This is a genomic window from Plantactinospora sp. CNZ321 (assembly GCF_004217235.1).
Genome location: NZ_SHKQ01000001.1, coordinates 6,685,068 through 6,699,686 on the forward strand (window position 1 = coordinate 6,685,068; position 14,619 = coordinate 6,699,686).

15 protein-coding genes are annotated in these 14,619 nt (G+C 71.6%); 7 read left to right on the forward strand and 8 right to left on the reverse strand.

Annotated features, from left to right (window positions below; all coding sequences use genetic code 11):
• Window positions 1-45 precede the first annotated feature (45 nt).
• Complete coding sequence (locus EV371_RS28950; RefSeq protein WP_349339268.1) at window positions 46-990, forward strand: hypothetical protein; 945 nt, start codon at window positions 46-48, stop codon at window positions 988-990.
• 107 nt (window positions 991-1,097) lie between these two features.
• Here EV371_RS28950 and EV371_RS28955 read toward each other — a convergent pair whose 3' ends face one another.
• Window positions 1,098-2,297, reverse strand: coding sequence for a glycosyltransferase (locus EV371_RS28955; protein ID WP_130464838.1), 1,200 nt, complete (start codon window positions 2,295-2,297; stop codon window positions 1,098-1,100).
• A 178-nt stretch (window positions 2,298-2,475) separates the two neighbouring features.
• Here EV371_RS28955 and EV371_RS28960 point away from each other — a divergent pair, with 178 nt between their 5' ends.
• Window positions 2,476-3,045 carry a DUF5709 domain-containing protein gene (locus tag EV371_RS28960; RefSeq protein ID WP_130464839.1) on the forward strand — a complete coding sequence of 190 codons (570 nt, stop codon included), beginning with the start codon at window positions 2,476-2,478 and terminating at the stop codon, window positions 3,043-3,045.
• A gap of 129 nt (window positions 3,046-3,174) precedes the next feature.
• On the opposite strand, the gene EV371_RS28965 is transcribed toward EV371_RS28960, so the two are convergent.
• Window positions 3,175-3,807: a response regulator gene (locus tag EV371_RS28965; protein ID WP_130466291.1), complete on the reverse strand. Its 633-nt coding sequence runs from the start codon at window positions 3,805-3,807 to the stop codon at window positions 3,175-3,177.
• A gap of 170 nt (window positions 3,808-3,977) precedes the next feature.
• Window positions 3,978-5,159: a sensor histidine kinase gene (gene macS, locus EV371_RS28970; protein ID WP_486484831.1), complete on the reverse strand. Its 1,182-nt coding sequence runs from the start codon at window positions 5,157-5,159 to the stop codon at window positions 3,978-3,980.
• 142 nt (window positions 5,160-5,301) lie between these two features.
• Here macS and EV371_RS28975 point away from each other — a divergent pair, with 142 nt between their 5' ends.
• Complete coding sequence (locus EV371_RS28975) at window positions 5,302-5,757, forward strand: ATP-binding protein (protein WP_130466293.1); 456 nt, start codon at window positions 5,302-5,304, stop codon at window positions 5,755-5,757.
• A gap of 32 nt (window positions 5,758-5,789) precedes the next feature.
• The gene (gene glpK, locus EV371_RS28980; RefSeq protein ID WP_130464840.1) at window positions 5,790-7,307 is read left to right on the forward strand and encodes a glycerol kinase GlpK; all 1,518 of its coding nucleotides are present in this window, start codon (window positions 5,790-5,792) and stop codon (window positions 7,305-7,307) included.
• On the opposite strand, the gene EV371_RS28985 is transcribed toward glpK, so the two are convergent.
• The 3 genes from EV371_RS28985 to EV371_RS28995 all read right to left on the reverse strand — a co-directional run bounded on the left by EV371_RS28985 (window position 7,304) and on the right by EV371_RS28995 (window position 9,045).
• A complete protein-coding gene (locus tag EV371_RS28985) occupies window positions 7,304-7,705 on the reverse strand; it encodes an MmcQ/YjbR family DNA-binding protein (protein WP_130464841.1) in 402 nt (133 codons plus the stop codon). The two genes, glpK and EV371_RS28985, sit on opposite strands and share 4 nt — an antisense overlap.
• A 289-nt stretch (window positions 7,706-7,994) precedes the next feature.
• Entirely contained in the window at window positions 7,995-8,270 is a 276-nt protein-coding gene (locus tag EV371_RS28990; protein WP_486484832.1) for a DUF397 domain-containing protein, read from the reverse strand.
• Complete coding sequence (locus tag EV371_RS28995; protein WP_130464843.1) at window positions 8,200-9,045, reverse strand: Scr1 family TA system antitoxin-like transcriptional regulator; 846 nt, start codon at window positions 9,043-9,045, stop codon at window positions 8,200-8,202. The genes EV371_RS28990 and EV371_RS28995 overlap by 71 nt, the downstream gene beginning before the upstream one ends.
• A 109-nt stretch (window positions 9,046-9,154) precedes the next feature.
• Here EV371_RS28995 and EV371_RS29000 point away from each other — a divergent pair, with 109 nt between their 5' ends.
• From EV371_RS29000 to EV371_RS29010, 3 genes are all read left to right on the forward strand, one after another.
• Window positions 9,155-9,505 carry a hypothetical protein gene (locus tag EV371_RS29000; protein ID WP_130464844.1) on the forward strand — a complete coding sequence of 117 codons (351 nt, stop codon included), beginning with the start codon at window positions 9,155-9,157 and terminating at the stop codon, window positions 9,503-9,505.
• Window positions 9,506-9,576: 71 nt separating this feature from the next.
• The gene (locus EV371_RS29005; protein ID WP_486484833.1) at window positions 9,577-10,032 is read left to right on the forward strand and encodes a helix-turn-helix domain-containing protein; all 456 of its coding nucleotides are present in this window, start codon (window positions 9,577-9,579) and stop codon (window positions 10,030-10,032) included.
• Between the two features lie 3 nt (window positions 10,033-10,035).
• Window positions 10,036-10,599: a PIN domain-containing protein gene (locus tag EV371_RS29010; protein ID WP_130464846.1), complete on the forward strand. Its 564-nt coding sequence runs from the start codon at window positions 10,036-10,038 to the stop codon at window positions 10,597-10,599.
• Window positions 10,600-10,611: 12 nt separating this feature from the next.
• Here the strand turns inward: EV371_RS29010 and EV371_RS29015 are convergent, their stop codons facing one another.
• Both EV371_RS29015 and EV371_RS29020 read right to left on the reverse strand, forming a co-directional pair.
• On the reverse strand, window positions 10,612-14,181 hold the full coding sequence (locus EV371_RS29015) for a helicase-related protein (RefSeq protein WP_130464847.1): 3,570 nt from the start codon (window positions 14,179-14,181) through the stop codon (window positions 10,612-10,614).
• 205 nt (window positions 14,182-14,386) lie between these two features.
• The gene (locus EV371_RS29020; RefSeq protein ID WP_130464848.1) at window positions 14,387-14,566 is read right to left on the reverse strand and encodes a hypothetical protein; all 180 of its coding nucleotides are present in this window, start codon (window positions 14,564-14,566) and stop codon (window positions 14,387-14,389) included.
• Window positions 14,567-14,619: the final 53 nt, after the last annotated feature.

A 14,619-nucleotide genomic window follows, 5' to 3' on the forward strand; every position in this document is an offset into this window, starting at 1 on the left:
CTCTATCCTCGCGTGGTGTCCACCGGTTGGTGCTTCCTCGCGGCCATGATCGCCGCCTACGGCGTGGCCAACCTGCTCCAGTCGATGGCCGCGACCCGGACGGCCCTGCACCACACCTTCGACCCCGGGCTGCTGCTGCGGCTGGTCGGACACCGCAGCTATCTGGTCGGGCTGACCTGCCAGGTGCTCGGCTTCGTCCTCGCCTTCCTGGCCCGGCGCGACCTGCCGCTCTTCCTGGTCCAGGCGAGCGTGGCGGCCGGGCTGGGCGTGACCGCGCTGCTCGGGGTGCTGGTGCTCAAGTGGCGACTGCCGGCCGCCGAGGTCCTGCTGCTGGTGCTCCTGCTGGTCGGGATCACCGCGCTGGTCCTGGCCGCGGAACCGGCGCCGTCCCGGCAACTCGGGACCGCCGGGGTGGTCGCCCTGGTCGCCGCACTCGGCGTGATCGGCGCGCTCGGTTTTCCCGCCGTACGCCTGCACGGCGTGCCGGGGTCGGTGGCCCTCGGCGCGCTCGCCGGGTTGGCGTTCTCGGCCGCCGCGGTCGCCGCCCGGCCGCTCGCCTCGGCGCACTCGTTCGACGCCTTCCTCGGCAATCCCCTGCTCTACCTGCTGATCGTGCACTCGATCGTCGGCCAGCTGCTGCTCGGCCTGGCGATGCAGCGGGGCTCGACCACGGCGGCGGTGGCCGCGATGGACGCCGCCGGGGCGGTACCGGCGGCGGTCGTCGGCCTACTGCTGCTCGGTGACCGGATCTGGCCGGGCCGGGAGTGGCTGGCCGGGGTCGGCTTCCTGGTCACCCTGGCGGCGGTGCTCGGGCTGACCCGGTACGCCGAGCCGCAGCACCAGCACATCCTGCTGCCCGACCAGCGGGGTCGGGAGCTGCCCGTCCGGCCGCCCGCGGTGCTGCCGGTCCGGCCCGCCCCACGGCTGTCGAGGTCGGCCGTGCCCGGTCGGCGTCGGTCCACCCCGATCGCGCCGGTCCCCCGGCGTTGAGCCGACACACCCGGTCGGGTGCCCGGCTCCGGCCGGCTCGGCCGGTCGGCTCGGGACAGGCCGGCCAGGCATCCGGTCAGCAGCCGGCGGCCAGCGACACCACCGGGTCAGCTCGCGGCAGGCTGGCGACGGCGTACCACCCGCTCGTAGAGGCGCTCCAGCGCCCCGGCCGTACGGTCCCAGGTGTAGCTGCACCGCACCCGGTCCACCGCCGCGTGCCCGTACGCGAAGCGCTCGGCGTCGGCGGCGAGCAGCCGGCGCAGCGTCAGGCCCAGGCCCCGTACGTCGCCGGGCGGGACCAGCCGGCCGGTGACCTCGTCGACCACGGTGTCCACGATGCCGCCCATCGAGTAGCCGACCACCGGCACTCCACAGGCCATCGCCTCCAAGGGGATACGGCCGGCGGAGGCGTACCGGGGGGTGCAGGCCACCACGTCGGCGGAGCGGTACCAGGCGGGCATCTGGTCGTGCGGCACCGCGCCGACCAGCCTGATCTGGTCGGCGACCCCGCTGGACTCGGCGACCTCCCGCAGCCGTCGCGCCTCGGCGTGGTTGTTCAGGGTGCCGTCGGGCGGGCCGCCGGCGATGACCAGCTCGACGTCCCCGACCAGCCGCAATGCCCGGATCAGGTCCTCCTGCCCGTGTCCCGGCTCCAGGCCGCCGGCGGCCAGGATGCGCGGCCGCCGGTCCCGGGGCACCGCCTCGCCCTCCGGGGCGAACAGCCCGGTGTCGACGCCGGCCGGGACCACCACCACGGAGGCGCGCTGCAATCCCATCCGGGTCAGCTCGTCGACCTCGTCGGTGCACTGTGCCACCGCCATGTCGACCGCCCGGGTCAGCGCCCGCTCCAGCGGAATCCGCTCGCCCGGACCCCGGTACGCCTCGCCGAGGTGCCGGAGCTGTTCGACGCCGAGCGAGTGGAAGGTCTGCACGACCGGGATGACGCTGTCCCGCACGGCACTCGCCGCCGCCAGCCCGCCGATCCAGAAGTGCCCGTGCACCACCTCCGGCGCCCACTCGCCGGCCCAGCGGTGGGTCAGCCAGCGACCGAGTTCCGGCACGTGCGGCACCAGCTCGCCGGTGGCGGCGGGTCGGGACGGGCCCACCGGCACCCGTTCCACCCGGTAGCCGGCGATCTCGGTGGCCGGTGGCGCGTCGGGGTCGTCGAGCCGCTCGTACACCCGTACGTCGTGGCCCCGTCCGGTCAGCTCGGCGGCGACCCGGGCGACGTGCTGGTGCGTACCGGCGAACTGGGCGCGACGCTCCTGCGGCGGGCCGGCGTGTGCGCAGACGAGGCCAACGCGCATGGGTCACCTCCAGCGACGGCTGCGGCGGCTAGGACCGTTCGATCAGAGGCTCCCATTAACCACGGCGGACCGAGCGGAAACCTGGCAAACCGGTGCGCCGACCCACCGGTCCGACCGCGGGGCACCTCGGGCGCCTTCGCCCGGTTACGGGTACCCGGCGAGCGGGTAGTGATCTGTCATGCGCGATGACGAGTTTCCGACGCCCGTGTCCGACCCGGAGGCGGAAGGTCTGCCCGACACCGCCGACGACGACTCGACGGCCCGTGACGACGTCGAAACCGGCCGGGAGGCGGACGGTCGGGATCCCGCCGCACTACCCACCGATCGCCGACCACTGGCGGCGAACCGGTACGGAAACACCGCCGAGGAGCAGGCCGACGGCGAGCCGCTCGACTACAAGCTCGCCCAGGAGCAGCCCGATGTGCCGGTGGACGATCCGCAGGCCGGCCCGGCCGAGCAGGGGGTCTCGGAGGAGGCGGACAGCGAGGAGGCCGCCGCCGAGGCACAACTCGACGCGGACGTGATGGGTCCGGGGCCCACCTCCGACCCGGACTCCCCGGTCTCGATCTACGATCACGGCAACCTCGGCGACGCGCCGGGCGGTGGGCCGGTGGGCCGGCTGGTGGAGTCGGACGAGGGTGCCCGGAACGACGACGAGACCGACTCGGTCGCCTTCGACCGGGGTACCGCGGGCGGCGGCGCGAGCGCCGAGGAGTTGGCGGTCAACGAGACCCAGCCGCCGCCGTGACCCGGCCCGCCCGGTCGATCGGTGAACCTTTCCACCTCCCCTTGCGGTCCGACGGACTGCAAGGTCGGACGCGGTGCATGAGCGCCGCGCGGTGCAGGTTGGAAGAGGTCGGTTCAGGTTGAAGAAGGTTCAGTCGTCGAGCCCCTGCTCGATGGCGTAGCGGGTGAGCTCGACCCGGTTGTGCAGTTGCAGCTTGCCGAGCGTGTTCTGCACGTGGTTCTGCACCGTACGGTGCGACAGCCCGAGCCGGTCGGCGATCCGCTTGTAGGACATCCCCTTGGCGACCAGCCGGAGCACCTCTGTCTCCCGCTCGGTGAGCCGGGGCAGGTCGTCGCCGGAGGGTGCCGGCGCGGCAGCGATCCGCCGGTACTCTCCGAGCACCAGACCGGCCAGCCCGGGCGTGAAGACCGCCTCCCCGGCGGCGGTACGCCGGACCGCGTCCAGGAACTCCGCCGGCCCGGCCGACTTGAGCAGATAGCCGGTGGCCCCGGCCTTCACCGCGTCGAGCACGTCCTGCTCCTCGCCGCTGGCCGAGAGCATCAGCACCCGCACCCCGGGCAGTCCGGTCAGCAGCGCCCGGAGCACCTCGACGCCGGAGACGTCCGGAAGTTGAAGGTCGAGTACGACCACGTCGGGGCGGGTGGCCGGGGCGACCCGGACCGCCTGCCGCCCCTCACCGGTGGTGGCGACGACGCGGTAGCCGGCCTCGGTGAGGTCCCGGGCCACCCCCTCCCGCCACATCGGATGGTCGTCGACCACCATCACCCGTACTGCCGGCCCGCCCTCGTCGATCACACCGGCGAGCCTAGACGAGCCCGGGATGTCCGCACGGTCACGCGTCCGGCCACTGCCCCGGGACCGTCCGGCCGTCCGGCCGGTGGCCCGTCCGGCCACGGCCCGGGACCCTCCAGTGCACGATCACCGGTCCGCGATCACCGGTCCGTACGCTGCCGTGGGACCGCTGAGCCGCGCGGGACCCGCAGCTCGACCTCGGTACCCTCGCCGGGGGCCGAGCTGATCCGGACCGTGCCGCCGAGGTCGGCGATCCGCCCCTCGATCGACTGGGCCACTCCGAGCCGCCCCTGACCGACCGCCTCGACGAGCCGTCCCGGTGGAATCCCCGGCCCGTCGTCCCGGACCGAGACGATGACCGCCTCCGGGTCGTCCTCGACCAGGACCCAGCCCCGCCCGCCACCGTGCCGGCCGACGTTGTCCAGCGCCGCGCCCACCGCCGCCGCGACCTCACCGGCGACTCCGGCCGGCAGCGACACCGGGGTCGCCGGTGCGGCGATCGAGACCGTGGCCGAGGCGTACCGGGCGAGCAGCGAGCGCAGGTCGACCTCCTGCCCGTCCCGCCCGGTCGGTGCCCGGTTGGCGATCAGGGACCGCAGTGCCGCCTCCTGCTCACCGGCGAGTCGGGCCAGTTCACCGGCCTCGCCGTCGAGGTGCGCGCCCCGGCGCTGAACCATGGCCAGCACCTGGAGCACGGAATCGTGGATCCCCCGGGCCAGCCGCTCCCGTTCCCGGGTCGCCGCCTCCAACTCGACGGCCTGCTGCAACCGCTCCTCGGCGATCACCGCGAGCCGGACGACGTGCCCGACGGCGATCCCGGCGAGCAGCATCAGCGCGGCGCCGGTCAGCGACGCCTGGGCGAAGCGCTCCCGGGCCACCAGGTCGGTGCCGCCGATCACCAGAGCCGCCACCACGCCGCGGCGGCGCCCGCCGGAGACCGCCCAGGCGAGCACCGGCCCGGCCAGCCAGGCGACGCTCGGCGGCGGGACCCCGTCGTTCATGACGTCCAGGCCGACCACCCGGGCGGCGGCGACCACCACCACCAGCACCACGGCCAGGTCGGCCAGGAGCAGCGGCCAGCGCCGCCAGACCGGATCGGCGTACGCGTAGCCGGCGAACACCGTCCAGCCGGTCATCGCCAGCAGCAACACGGCACCTGACACCGGATGGGTGTATTCGTTCAGGTTCCGTACCGCCAGTACCGCGACGTACGCCAGTGCGGCGAACCGGTAGACGGCGATGGACCGCCACAGCGGCGCCTGGAGGCTGCCCGGCGGGTCCCGGCGGCGGCCGCCCGGCGCGGCGCTCGACGAGTCCGACACGGACCGACCATCGCACAGCCTCCCGGGCGGGGCGACCCCGCACCCGGGGCGCTCCGCCCCCGACGCCCGGATGCGCAGCTACATACCCTGACGTAGGGTGGGAAAGCCACGAAAGGACTCGACGACCAGCGGTGGGACGACCATGAGCGACATAGATCCCCTCGCGCCCACCGCTGTCGCCTCCGGCGGGTCTCCGCCCCTGATCGCCGAGACCTTCGACGGCGACCGGGTGACCGAGATCCGACACACCGTCACCGGCTGCGCCAAGGCGGCCGGTCTGGGCGGCGCGCGGCTGGACGATTTCGTGCTCGCCATCAACGAGCTGATGACCAACGCGGTACGGCACGGCGGCGGGCGGGGCTGGCTGCGGCTGTGGCGTACCGGGGAAGTGCTCTACTGCCTCGTCTCCGACACCGGGGCCGGCATCGGGCCCGACCGGCTCGACGAGCGCCGGCGCCCCCTGCCGGAGGTCGCCGGCGGCTGGGGGCTCTGGCTGGCCCGGCAGCTCAGCGACGAGATGCTGGTCCGCAGCGGCCCGGACGGCACCACCGTGCGGATCAGCGCCCACCTGAACGCCCCCGGCCCCGCCGCCGGGTGACTGCGGCTGCGGGGCCGAGTACGGTGCTCCGCATGACCGGTCAGTTCGTCGCCGCGATCGATCAGGGCACCACCTCGTCCCGCTGCATCGTCTTCGACGACTCCGGCGGCATCGTGTCGATGGCCCAGCGGGAGCACCGGCAGATCTTTCCCCGACCGGGCTGGGTCGAGCACGACGCCGAGGAGATCTGGGCCGCCGTCTGCCAGGTGGTGCCGGAGGCGCTGGCCACGGCGGGGATCGGCGCCGACCGACTCGCCGCGATCGGCATCACCAACCAGCGGGAGACCACGGTGGTGTGGGACCGGGCCACCGGCCGGCCCGTGCACCATGCCATCGTCTGGCAGGACACCCGTACCGCGCCGCTGCTGCGCCGGCTCGATGCCGACTATGGCGAGCAGCGCATCCGGGAGCGCACCGGGCTGCGGCTGGCCACCTACTTCTCCGGACCGAAGCTGCGCTGGCTGCTCGACAACGTCGACGGGCTGCGGGACCGGGCCGCCCGCGGCGAGGTGCTCTTCGGCACCATGGACAGCTGGCTGATCTGGAAACTCACCGGACGACACGTCACCGACGTGACCAACGCCAGCCGGACCCTGCTGATGGACCTGCGCACCCTCGACTGGGATCCGGAGATCCTCGACGTGCTCGGCATCCCGGCCGGGATGCTGCCGGAGATCCGCTCGTCGGCGGAGGTCTACGGCACCGCCGACGGCCTCGCCAGGAGCGGGAGCGTCGGGTCGTTGGCCGGCGTGCCGGTGGCCAGCGCGCTCGGCGACCAGCAGGCGGCACTGTTCGGGCAGACCTGCTTCCAGCCCGGCGAGGCGAAGTGCACGTACGGCACCGGCAGCTTTCTGCTGCTCAACACCGGTGAGAGCCCGGTCGCCTCCCGACACGGGCTGCTCAGCACGGTCGGCTACCGGATCGGGGACCAGCCGGCGACGTACGCCCTGGAGGGGGCGATCGCGGTCACCGGGTCGCTGGTGCAGTGGCTACGGGACAACCTCGGGCTGATCTCCAGCGCGCCGGAGGTCGAGGAACTGGCCCGGACCGTCGAGGACAACGGCGGCTGCTACGTCGTACCTGCCTTCTCCGGGCTCTTCGCTCCGCACTGGCGCAGCGACGCCCGGGGCGTCATCGCCGGGCTGACCGGCTACGTCACCAAGGGACACCTGGCCCGGGCCGTGCTGGAGGCGAGCGCCTGGCAGACCCGTGAGGTGGTCGACGCGATGAACGCCGACTCGGACGTGACGCTGCACCGGCTCCGGGTCGACGGCGGGATGACCGCCAACAACCTGCTGATGCAGTTCCTCGCCGACGTGCTCGACGTACCGGTGGTCCGGCCGAAGGTCAGCGAGACCACCTGCCTCGGTGCCGCGTACGCCGCCGGCCTGGCGGTCGGCTTCTGGCCGGACCTGGCGACGCTGCGCGCGCAGTGGCGCCAGGACGCCGACTGGACGCCCGCGATGGACCCGGCGCACCGGGACCGCGAACTACGCAACTGGCGCAAGGCAGTAACCCGCACCCTCGACTGGGCCGAGGACGAGGATTAACGGGGCGGACTGCGGTCGAGCGCGGCGACCCGGCGTGGTCCGGCCGTACGCCGGTAGCTGGCGTCCAGAAGCTCGCCGATCTCGTCCCAGTCGGTGCCGTCGGTGAGGTCCACCCCGATCCAGCCGTACGCGCCCAGGTACATCGGCAGGTAGCAGTGCGCCTCGGTCAGCAGCGCCTCGCGCTCGTCCGGGTCGGCCAGGACGATCACCGACTGATCGTGCTGCCGGTACCCGCCGTCGACCTTGACGGAACCGCCGTAGTAGGCGAAGACCTTGGTGGTGTAGAAGGCCGGACGGCCGTGGGAAATCTTCTCGGCCGCGTCCGGGAAAGCCAGCGCGAGCGACCGTACCCGGTGCAGCATCGGGTCCGACTCGTCGAACATGATCGGGTGTCCCATGCCGGAAGCCAAGCACACGGCTACGACAGCTCGTCTCCCGCCATGCCGGTCATCCCCGCTGGCCGCGGTGCCGGGTGTTGTGGCGTCCGCCCGGCAACCGGGGCCGGGTGGGTCGTCGCGGCCGACCGGGAATCCGGGTGGTTGAGCACGAGCGCGAGAACCAGGGCGGAGGGGCCGGCCGAGCAGGACCACCAACGATGGCAGCGGTAGGGACTGGTCAAGGCGTAGGGACTGGATTGGCCGCCCTCAAGCATCTGAGTCAGCACCTGAGCGGCGGGTCAGCGAACTGTCAGGTTGCCGACTGAAGTGAGGCCACCAAGCCCGCCCATGAGCGCCGGGAGAAGGTCAGGGCTGGGCCGTCCGGGTCCTTCGAGTCGCGAACGGCTATTGCCGTCGTCAGATCAGCCACCTCGACGCAGTTGGAGTTCGATCCGCTGCGGCTGGACTTGCGCCACGCCAGGTTGACCGGCAAGCCACCCGCAGTCACGGCGACCTCACTCTCGCTCGTACTCCTTGGCAATCGCCCCGATGAGCTTGGCCGACTCGGCCGGGCTCGACGCTGCACTCCCGAGCCTATCGACCTCCTGCCTGAAGTACGCGACCTGCTCCGGCTCCTCCAGGAACACTCCCGAAATCTTGTGCTCAAGGTGAACGATGGACCGGTTGCGCGCGAAGTCGAGGATGGCGAAGGATCCGTCCAATCCCGTGTAACCGCCGACCGCCAGCGGAACAACCTGGACGGTAACGCCGGGCCGATCTGCCGCGTCCAGCATGTGCCGCAACTGCCGCGCCATCACCCACGGACTGCCGAGCACTCTGCGCAGCGCCCCTTCGTCCACGATGGTGTGCAGGGTCGGAGGGTTGTCACGGCTGAGGATTGCCTGTCGTCCGAGACGTGCCGTCACTCGACGCTGCGTGTCCTCCTCGGCCACACCGCATGCCCGCATCACCGCCCTGGTGTAATCAGCCGTTTGCAGCAGTCCCGGCACGAGCAGCGGTTCGAAGTTGAACACGGCCGTCGCCTCCGCCTCCAACTGGATCAGAGTCCGGGACTCTACTGGCAGGCCGGGCAACACCTCCCACCACCCAGGTTCCGCACGCTCCGACATCGCCAACAGCCGGTCGCGCTCGTCACCGACGACGCCATAGACCACCAGCAGTGCTGCCACGTCCTCGATCCGAACACCCTGTCGCCCGGTCTCGATCCTGGACAGCTTCGAAGCCGGCCAGCCGAGCCGTTCTGCCACACCCCGCACGCTGAACCCCTGTCCCTGACGCAACCCCTTGAGCTCTCCCGCCAGGCCGCGTACGGCGATCGTCGGCCGAGTCCGCTTGGACATCCACAACTCCTCGCATAGCACATGCTTGACGCCATCGGTTAACGGTGCAACTCTGAGGGCAACGTTGCTTCAATCCTAGCCACAGAGAATCCAAGGAGATGGTGCCACGATGTCAACGACAGTCAAGGCGTACGACCCGGCGGACAGTCCGGGGCCGATCACGTCGGTGGTGGCGCGGTTCCGGCCACGACCTGCCGGCGAGGCACCGAGTCTCGGCGCCGAAGCCGAGGCAGCCCGCTACACGGTGCTGCTGGTGCCACCGGAGCAGGCCGAGGCGCTCGGGCACGCCCGCGAGGACGCCGGACTCAAGGTTTATCTCGACAGCGAGTACGACTACGACGTCGCCAATCTCTACGAGGCGGCCAAGTTGATCGAGGAGGACTGCGGCGCCCCGGTGACCCTGGTCGAGCACCGCGCCGACCTCCCCTACTGGACCGCCCGGCTCCGCCAGCCCGCCTGAGGCAACCACAACCGGCGTTTCGATTGCTACACTTATTGCGGATATTGCGGCTACTCCCTCAGGAGGTGATCGTGAACCTGGCCGTGAACCCGGTGACCCCGGATCCCCAGTCCGTCGAGGTGGCTGCCGAAGCGCTTACCCGAGTGCAGGCATACCTGCGTACGCATCAAGATGACGCCGCCACCGTTCGACTGGTCGATGACGACGAGGCCGAACAGCTTGTCGTGCCCCGGGGGGCGATCGAGCTGCTCGCCCGCGTTCTCGCACACATGGCGAACGGCCACAGTGTCTCGGTCGTGCCCGCCCATGCGGAGCTGACGACCCAGCAGGCGGCCCAGCTCCTCAACGTGTCGCGGCCCTACCTGATCGGTCTGCTGGAGGCCGGCGAGATCGAGTACCGCAAGGTAGGGACACACCGCCGGGTCCTCGCAGGGTCCCTCCTGGCGTACAAGCACCGAGATGATGCGCGGCGCCGGAAGGCCGCCGACGAGCTGACCCAGCTGGCGCAAGAGATGGATCTGACCTGAGCCATGACCTTCGTCGCCGTCTACGACGCCAGCGTGCTCTATCCAAGCACTCTGCGGGATCTGCTAATCCGGATCGCGCAGTCAGGTCTCGTCGATGCCAAGTGGACCGAGCAGATTCTCGACGAGATGTTCCTCGCTCTCCGCAGGGACCGTCCGGATCTCGACGAGATCAGACTGGTCAGGACCCGGACCCTGATGGGAAAGGCTGTCCGGGACTGGAAGGTCACCGGCTACGAACCTCTCGTTGACGCCCTGAAACTGCCCGACCCCGACGACCGCCACGTACTCGCCGCCGCCATCCGGGCTCGTGCCCAGCTCATCGTCACGGCCAACCTTCGCCACTTCCCGGCTGACGAGCTGCGCGCCTGGGACGTGGAACCCAAGTCACCCGACGAGTTCGTCCGTGACCAAATCAGCCTGGACCGGAGCATGGTCTTCGCAGCCGTGCAACAGATCGCGGACTCGTGGCGCAACCCTCCGGGCAGCTTCGATGACGTGCTGGACCGCCTCGAACGGTCCGGTCTCGGGGTCAGCGTGGCCGAACTACGAGCGGGGGGACAGCAGTAGAGCAACGGCGGCTCACCAGGGCGGGCGGGCCCTGGCCCAGTTGTCGGCCCAGTCGCCGGTGATCCCGGTCGACTCGAAGTCGCCGAAGTCGGCGCCGAGGAACGGATTCGCCAGGTAACGCACCTCGTCGTGCTCCGGGCCGCGCGTCGGGTCCACCGACACCAGGGCCAGCCGGTACGCCGACCCGACGTTCTTGGCGTGGAACACCTGGGTCCGGGAGACGAAGAACTCGGTCGCCCCGGCCACCCGGCCCTTCACCTCGATGTCGATCCGCTCACCGCTGCCCGGGTCACGGCTGCGCACGTCGTACCCCGGATTGTTGTGCGGCATCCGGTCCGCCGCGCGGCCCAGCGCCCGTTCGACGGCGAGCACCGCCGCCACCGCCCGCTCGTCCACCACCGCCGGGTCCGTCGCGTGGCCGGCCGGGTCGCCCCGACCGGCCAGCCGGTCGAGCAACCCCTGCGGCACGACCAGTGCCACCCCGGCCAGCGTCGGCGGCTGCGGCATCACCGCGCCATCCCGGTCCAGTTCGGCGGTACGCCGTTCCAGCCGCCGCTCCAGCTCCTCCGCCCGCCGCCGGGCCGTCTCCGGGCGCATCGTCACCTGCCGTCCGGCGCCGATCGCGGCGGCGAGCCGCCCCTCCTCGCCGTACCAATAGTTGATCTCCTGGGTGAGTCGCTGGGTGACCTGCTCCCGGGTCCGCCGCACCAGCAGGTCGATCCGCTCCCGCACCTCGGTGAGGTGCTCTGCCATGCCGTGCTCGACGGCCCAGGCCACCGCCAAATCCTCGGCACCCTCCACCCACCAGCCGGCCTCCACGACCGGTGCCAGCAGCGCCGACTCGTCGCCACTCAGTGGACGGTAGTCCAGATAAGGCGCCACCCCGGCCGACCGGACGGCCCCGCTGCCGCTCAACTCCACGAACTCGAACCGCTCGGAGACGGTACGCGCGGGAGTGTGCCCGTCGGTCAACCGCTGGGTGAGCGCCACCAGCAGCCGGGGCTGGTCGTCGCCGTCCCGCCCGTCGACCAGGAGCGCACCCTGCCGCAGCAGTGCCCCGTACCGCTCGATGGTCACCGCCACCACGACGTCGAGCAACGGATGCCCCGGCGCTAGCAGCTCGGCCTGGGACCGCCCCGGCTGCCGGATCTGCTCCCGGTCGAAGCAGACCCGCTCGTAGCGGCGCAACATCGGCACCGCCACCCCCGTCGGACCCGTCGTGCCGGCGACACCAGTCGTACCGCCGCCACGCGGCCCGGGCCGGTCGCGCAACGCCGCCGGCACGTGGGTCACCTCCCACCGGCCGGCCTCCCGCCGGTTGATCCGGCCGCCCGCCTCGGCGAACGCCCGGAGGAAGAACGCCTCGATGAAGTACGGCTGGAGCCGGCGCGCCCGCGCCTCCTCCATCTGCCGGCGGACCGCTTCGAGGTCGGCGAGCGAGAAGAGGTCCCGGTGCAGTGCCCGCTCCGCCAGCAGCGCGGCCAGGCCGTCGCCGACCCGGGCGTCGATCACCTTCGTCAGCCACTCACGCCGTTCCGGGCGGTCGCCGTAGCGCAGCGCCTCGACCAACAGCTCACGCAGCGGCTGCCCGTCGAACGCCTCGCCGAGCACGTCGAAGACCTTGTCGGTGCCGAGCGCCCGGCGCTGCTCCTCCAGCTTGCCGAGCAGCCGGAGGAAGACCGCACCCTCGCGGGTGTCCCGGGCGACCAGGTTCCACAGGTGACAGACCTCGGTCTGGCCGATCCGGTGGATCCGGCCGAACCGCTGCTCGATCCGGTTCGGGTTCCACGGCAGGTCGTAGTTGACCATGAGGTTGGCACATTGCAGGTTCAGGCCCTCACCGGCCGCATCGGTGGCCACCAGTACGGCCCGGTCCCGGTCGTGGGTGAACGCCTCCTGGATGTGCCGCCGGTCCTGCCGGCGTACCCCGCCGTGGATCGCGAGCACCGCGTCCGGGCCGATCAGCCCGCCGATCCGCTCGACGAGATAGCCGAGGGTGTCCCGATGCTCGGTGAAGATGATCAGCTTGCGCAGCCGACCGCTCGCGTCCCGCATCGCCGCCGGATCGAGCAGCAGTTCCCGCAGTTCACCCCACTTGCGGTCGTCGCCGGAGTTGCGTACCCGACAGGCCAGCGCCGCCAGCTCCTCCAGGGCGGCGATCTCCTGGTCCAGCTCGGCCACCGTGCGGGCCGCGCTCGCCGCGTCGACCACGTCACCCTCGATCGTCTCCAGCTCGTCGGCGTCGAGGTCGTCCAGGTTGGCGTCGAGCTGCTCCGGACCACTGCCGGCGATCAACCCCGCGAACCGCCGCCCGGCGAGCGGCTCCGGCGCCCTCCCGTCCACCACCTCCTGCCGACGGCTTTCCAACCGCCTGCGGCGGCGCTCCAGCGATCGCCAGATCGCCTCCGGGCTGGACGCGAGCCGGCGTTGCAGCACCGTCAGCGCGAACCCGACCGTGTTTCCCCGGCCACCCTCGCCGGCCTGCCGGAGCGCGTCCACCCGGTTCCACTCGCCACGCACATACGCGGTCACCTCGTCGTAGAGCCGCTGCTCGCCCGGTGACAACGGGTACGGCACCGTCGACGCGCGCCGCTCCGGAAAGAGGGCCGTGCCGTCGAAACGCAGCAGCTCCTCCTTGACCATCCGCCGCATCACGCCGCCGGTGTCCAGACTGTGCGCACCGGCCCGGTAGCGCCCCTCGAACCGGTCCTGGTCCAATAGCGCCAGGAAGAGCTGGAAGTCCTCCTCCTTGCCCGCGTGCGGAGTGGCCGTCATCAACAGCAGGTGTCGGGTCTGCCGGCCGAGCAGCCGGCCCAGGTCGTAGCGCCGGGTCGTCTTCAGCTCCCGCCCGAAATAGTGCGCGGACATCCGGTGCGCCTCGTCAACGACGACCAGATCCCACTCGCTGCGCTCCAGCAGCGCCAGCAGCTCGTCCGACCGGGAAAGCTGGTCCATCCGGGCAATCAGCATCGGGTACCGGTCGAAGACGCTCCCGGCCACGTTCGCCTCGGCCAGGTCCCTGGTCAACAGGTCGAACCGGAGGCCGAACTTGTCCAGCAGCTCGTCCTGCCACTGCTCCACCAACCCACCTGGGGCGACGATCAGGCACCGGAGTGCGTCTCCCCGCAGCAGGAGTTCCTTGACGTAGAGCCCGGCCATGATGGTCTTACCCGCGCCGGGATCGTCGGCGAGCAGGAAGCGCAGCGGCGTACGCGGCAGCATCTCGCCGTACACCGCCCGGATCTGGTGCGGCAACGGCTCCAGCTCGCTCGTGTGCACCGCGAGCATCGGGTCGAAGAGGCCGGCCATCCTGATCCGCAGCGCCTCGGCGGCGAGCCGGAAGGCCGCAGCGTCAGCGTCGAACGCGCGGCCCTGCGAAGCGGACGCGTCGGCCCGCAGCGCCGACACCTCGCTCGCGTAGAGCAGGCGTTGCCCGACCTGCCCATCCCCGAACTCGTAAGTGATCTTCAGCGCAGTTGCGCCGACCGGCTGCGAGGCCAGGACGGTGATAGGCCCGTCCGGCACGATGCCACGGAAGCGGGCGCCCGGGGTCACCCTCGCGAACTGCTCGTGGTCGGTCATTCCTGCCCCAACGGACGGTGTTCCCGCGATCACGTCGGGGACCATTGAATCATCGAGACACCTACTCGTCCGGCCTCTGTACGCGCTCCTGCACTCCTTTGGACATGGACCGGGCGCACAGACGGGGCAGCTCGACAGTCGACCGACGGCGGGGTGCCGCCCCCGGCAGGGGCGGCACCCGACTGTGTGGGAACGCGTCCGCGACTCAGGTGTGGCAGAGGATGCCCAGGTCGTCGACCCAGGTTCCCAACCGCACGCCGTTGACGCCGATCAGCGAGACCCGGACCAGGATGTCCGTCGGGCCGTGGTTCCAGGAGGTGGAGACGAAGGTGTACGGCGGCACGTCGGTCCGATCCCGACTCGGCACGTCGGTCCGCAGATTCACACGTGGGTCAACCGGGTCTCCGCCACGGATCGGGTGGCGGCATCGGATGCTCA

What these genes read in the sequence shown, in the direction of transcription:
- EV371_RS28950 (WP_349339268.1), top strand. Translation starts at nt 46, where the DNA reads ATGATCGCCGCCTACGGCGTGGCCAACCTGCTCCAGTCGATGGCCGCG.
- EV371_RS28955 (WP_130464838.1), bottom strand. Translation starts at nt 2,297, where the DNA reads ATGCGCGTTGGCCTCGTCTGCGCACACGCCGGCCCGCCGCAGGAGCGT.
- EV371_RS28960 (WP_130464839.1), top strand. Translation starts at nt 2,476, where the DNA reads ATGCGCGATGACGAGTTTCCGACGCCCGTGTCCGACCCGGAGGCGGAA.
- EV371_RS28965 (WP_130466291.1), bottom strand. Translation starts at nt 3,807, where the DNA reads ATGGTGGTCGACGACCATCCGATGTGGCGGGAGGGGGTGGCCCGGGAC.
- EV371_RS28975 (WP_130466293.1), top strand. Translation starts at nt 5,302, where the DNA reads ATGAGCGACATAGATCCCCTCGCGCCCACCGCTGTCGCCTCCGGCGGG.
- glpK (WP_130464840.1), top strand. Translation starts at nt 5,790, where the DNA reads ATGACCGGTCAGTTCGTCGCCGCGATCGATCAGGGCACCACCTCGTCC.
- EV371_RS28985 (WP_130464841.1), bottom strand. Translation starts at nt 7,705, where the DNA reads ATGGGACACCCGATCATGTTCGACGAGTCGGACCCGATGCTGCACCGG.
- EV371_RS28995 (WP_130464843.1), bottom strand. Translation starts at nt 9,045, where the DNA reads ATGTCCAAGCGGACTCGGCCGACGATCGCCGTACGCGGCCTGGCGGGA.
- EV371_RS29000 (WP_130464844.1), top strand. Translation starts at nt 9,155, where the DNA reads ATGTCAACGACAGTCAAGGCGTACGACCCGGCGGACAGTCCGGGGCCG.
- EV371_RS29010 (WP_130464846.1), top strand. Translation starts at nt 10,036, where the DNA reads ATGACCTTCGTCGCCGTCTACGACGCCAGCGTGCTCTATCCAAGCACT.
- EV371_RS29015 (WP_130464847.1), bottom strand. Translation starts at nt 14,181, where the DNA reads ATGACCGACCACGAGCAGTTCGCGAGGGTGACCCCGGGCGCCCGCTTC.